At 56.9% G+C, this 3,331-nt stretch carries 2 protein-coding genes and 1 pseudogene; all 3 read left to right on the forward strand.

The window, feature by feature from the left end:
* Positions 1 to 350: 350 nt before the first annotated feature.
* On the forward strand, positions 351 to 770 hold the full coding sequence (locus ACR0L9_RS20555) for a hypothetical protein (RefSeq protein WP_480896575.1): 420 nt from the start codon (positions 351 to 353) through the stop codon (positions 768 to 770).
* Positions 767 to 2,596 carry a relaxase/mobilization nuclease domain-containing protein gene (locus tag ACR0L9_RS20560; RefSeq protein WP_480896576.1) on the forward strand — a complete coding sequence of 610 codons (1,830 nt, stop codon included), beginning with the start codon at positions 767 to 769 and terminating at the stop codon, positions 2,594 to 2,596. The genes ACR0L9_RS20555 and ACR0L9_RS20560 overlap by 4 nt, the downstream gene beginning before the upstream one ends.
* An 87-nt stretch (positions 2,597 to 2,683) precedes the next feature.
* Positions 2,684 to 3,331, forward strand: a pseudogene (locus ACR0L9_RS20565) (hypothetical protein); the annotation flags it as partial.

Genomic DNA, 3,331 nt, shown 5'->3' on the forward strand with positions numbered 1-3,331 from the left:
GCAGCAGAAGACCCTGCCACACCCGCCGCGAAAGCGGCGGGACATTGAGCGCGCTGAGGCGCGCGGAAAATGCCATACTGACCTTGAACGTGCCGGTATGTGACGGGCGCTGTTCGGGCAGCTCCCGCTTTGCGTGATTGCCCTGCGCCAGTCCACCGGCACCCACGCCTGCTGGCTGGAAAAGGGGCGGGACCCTTTCCCCGGCGTGGAGATTGCCTCCAAGAGCAAAACTGTTCCGAGGGCAATTTGAGAAAATGCGGATTTCTGAAATCACCCCCGGTTTCCTCTTGGAGTGTATGACAGGATAAGGTAGTTGTGTTACAAACTCGAAATACAACCTGAGGTGTAGATTGAGCAAGCCCGCCGACACCACCGTCTTCTCTGTTCGATTGCCAGTGGATGCGCTGACGCGTCTAGAGGAGGCCGTGCAGTCGCTTGGTGCTAAGAGCCGCAACCAGATCATTCTGCGTCTGATCTATCGTATGATCGGATATCTCGATCCGGACCCGGCCCTTGTGGATCTCTGGCAGAAGCACTTGCGACAGGTTCAGGGTGGATACACCAACCTCAATCAGCTCGCGAAATCGGCCAAGCGCGGCTCGGTGATCTGGACGGATGACGACCGGTGCGACGTCGAAAATCTCCATCGTGCGATCATCCAGCACCGGCAAGACTTGAAGGCGATCATCACTGCTGCTCGCCGAAACCGAGAGCCTGAATCCGCCACTCGCCGGATCTTGCGCGACGACGATTGGACACCTGAAGAATGAACGCCGCAGCCCGCAATCTGACAGCAGGGGATTTCCTTGAGCTTGCCTTCCGCGAAGCGCAAAAGGGTGTCGATCGGTCCAAGCAGATCAGCCAGCAGCTGCATACCGCCAAGCGTATGAAGTTCATGATCTCCCGGGCCTCATCCATCAAGGCACGGCTGGGTGCCGTGGTTGGAAAGCCCGAGGCGGTTGTGAAGCACGTCCGCAAAGGCGGGGTGAAAAACGCCCATGAGCTGCGCCGCCAGATCAACTATCTGACCGTCCGAGCAGAGGGCGTGTTGGACATCCGGGACAATGGCGTGACCCCGCTCGATGCGGATCAGGTCAGTGATCTGATCGAGACCTGGGCCGAGGATTTCAACGGGAAAACCAACTACGGTTACACCCGCCACATGATCGTTTCGTTCCCCGAAGGCACCTATCCGGATGCCGCGCATGAGGCCGGTTTGGAGTTCGCAGACCGCCTGTTTGGCAGCGGTGATTTTGGCGATAGCTGGGACTATCTGACCGTGTTCCACAACGACACCGATAACCCCCATGTCCACATCGTTGTGAACAACCGAGGTGTCGAGCATGGGCAGTGGCTCGCTATGGGCATGAGCAGCGACATGAACATAGATGTTCAGCGCGCCATCCAGGTTGAGGTTGCCGAAGGATACGGCATTGAGCTGACCGCCACGACCCGCCTTGAGCGCGGTTTGCGGCAGGAAGTCGAGACCGATACGTGGAAAGTTCAGGCCGGACTGTCACTTGTTGAAACCACTCCGGAAGTCGAAGTTACGGCCCGCGACATGGCCGGTGATGTGATGACTCTCTCCATCGCAAGAATGTCGGATCTGTTTGATGAGCGCGCCAACGCCGTCAAAGACCGGATCGAAGAGTTTGCCATCCAACTCGTAGACGGAGAGGAGCCAGTGGTTTCGCGACTGGAACACCTATTGGATCAAGCCCATCATTTTGATGATTACGGCGCGCCGGGGTACGCGTCTTACGTGTCGCCCGAGGTCATGAGCAACCTGCGGCGGCACATCGAAACAGGTGGGTCCGAGGACACAATAGCACCCGAGCTGAAGGCTCAGGTCGTTGCCCATATCAGCGACGTTCGGGACAACGAACAGAGCCACCCGTATCTGTCGGCCCTTGCTGATATTGTCGATGACAAGGCGTTCCAGGCGTCCGCTGATTATGCCCAGGCAGCGCGCCGCTACGAGGTCTATATGCAGGACACCTTGGGCGAGGGGGCCTATGAGGACTTCCAGGCCCAGACCAAAGAATTGCTGCATTCCATCTACAAGATGGAAGGGCTTGCCCGTGAGGTTGACGACCCTCATCTGCGTGTCGCAATGGATGTTCAGATTGGCGAGTTGAAGGGCGAGGTTGCGGATCTGCGCACCAATGATCCGGACCTTCAAGCCTTCATCATCGAAGACCGGCGTTATTCAACGATGATGGACATCGCCGAAATGGATGTCCTGGACTATCCAGCGGCCGACAAGTGGGCCGCGATCCGCAAGGAAGTCACCGACACAGCCAGCAGCTACGGCCTCGATGGCGAGGCTTTTGTTGCGCGCTTTGGCGATCATCACAACGTCACTTTGGGCACAACAATGGGGTGGCGCAACGACGATATCTCGACCACAGCAGCCCATTTCCAGGCGCAAGGATTGTCCGACAGCATTGACCGCGCCGAGGCCGTTGTTGATGAGCTGCACCAGCTTGCGTCTTCCAGGATCATCGCAATCTCCGAAGAACTCTCAGAGGTTCACGCCCATGCAACGCACCCGCTCTTGCAAGGGCGCGGTAATGATACCGGACACAGCTTATAAGGACTTCACCCGGTCTGCCTGACGAGCGCGCCAACGCCGCAGACAGATCCTTCACAGAGTTTTCCATCAACTCACAAAGGACAAACTATGGTTTCTCGTACAGACTATCTTTTGAACGAAGTCGAACACTTCGCACCCTATTCCAGATTTGATCAATCCGCCCCGCGTGAAGATCGCGTTTCTGAGCAGATCGACATCATCACGAAAGAGCATCGGCGTATGGGGTATGACAATGCCGCCATCGGTGGCCGACTGGCTGATATCGAGGACCAGGCCAACCGCCGTGTTGACGAACATACGGCGCAACAAGATCTGGTCGAAGAACTGAAAACCGAATTGGAGGCTGCGGAGCGGTCAGGGGAGCCGGTAGATCTGAACGATATGCAGGCATTGGTGTCTCAACACATGAGTGATGCTCAGGAATACGACCTGTATCACCCCTACTATTCGTCCCTTGCGGATCTGTCGGGCGACAAAAGTTTTCAGGGTTCCGACGACTACCAGTCGCCCGGTGATCGCTATGTTCAGTATATGCAATCCGCTTTGGGGGAGGCCATCTTTGAGAACTACGAGCAGCAGACCAAGGACATCGTGAACTCCATCGAGAACATGGAGGCTCTTGCACGAGAGGTCGAAGATCCGCACTTGCGTGCCGCAATGGACGTTCAGATCGGGGAGTTGAAAGGCGATGTTGCCGAACTGCGCCCATATGACACCGACCTGCAGGCATACACT

The sequence above is a fragment of the Ruegeria sp. I3 genome, from assembly GCF_056532525.1.

Excerpts from the sequence above, each read along its gene's own strand:
- ACR0L9_RS20560 (WP_480896576.1), top strand. The coding sequence starts at position 767 with ATGAACGCCGCAGCCCGCAATCTGACAGCAGGGGATTTCCTTGAGCTT.